This window comes from Streptomyces sp. 3-6, from assembly GCF_056323165.1.
Window position 1 is genome coordinate 1 of the sequence record NZ_JBWHZP010000056.1, and the last position, 632, is coordinate 632.

Below are 632 nucleotides of genomic sequence, written 5' to 3' on the forward strand. Positions count from 1 at the left end.
ACCTGGTAGCCGTAGACCGGGTCCATGATCGTCGGCAGGAAGAGGCGGCCGGGGTCGGAGGAGGAGAAGCCGGCGTTGCGGTCCGGGGTCCACTGCATGGGGGTGCGGACCGCGTCGCGGTCGCCGAGCCAGATGTTGTCGCCCATGCCGATCTCGTCGCCGTAGTACATGACGGGGGAGCCGGGCAGGGAGAGCAGCAGGGCGGTGAACAGCTCGATCTGGTTGCGGTCGTTGTCCAGCAGCGGGGCGAGCCGGCGGCGGATGCCGATGTTGGCGCGCATGCGGGGGTCTTTCGCGTACTCGGCCCACATGTAGTCGCGTTCCTCGTCGGTGACCATCTCCAGGGTCAGCTCGTCGTGGTTGCGCAGGAAGATGCCCCACTGGCAGCCGGAGGGGATGGCGGGGGTCTTGGCGAGGATCTCGGAGACCGGGTAGCGCGATTCGCGGCGGACGGCCATGAAGATGCGGGGCATGACGGGGAAGTGGAAGGCCATGTGGCACTCGTCGCCGCCGACGGCGTAGTCGCCGAAGTAGTCCACCACGTCCTCGGGCCACTGGTTGGCCTCGGCCAGCAGCACGGTGTCGGGGTACTGGGCGTCGATCTCCTTGCGCACCCGCTTCAGGAACGCGTG

General features: G+C 68.2%; 1 protein-coding gene. It reads right to left on the minus strand.

Annotation, left to right across the window (positions count from 1 at the left end; all coding sequences use genetic code 11):
• Positions 1 to 632, minus strand: a 632-nt coding sequence (locus AC02VZ_RS26050; RefSeq protein ID WP_476476563.1) for an alpha-amylase family glycosyl hydrolase, incomplete at both ends; no start/stop codon positions are given.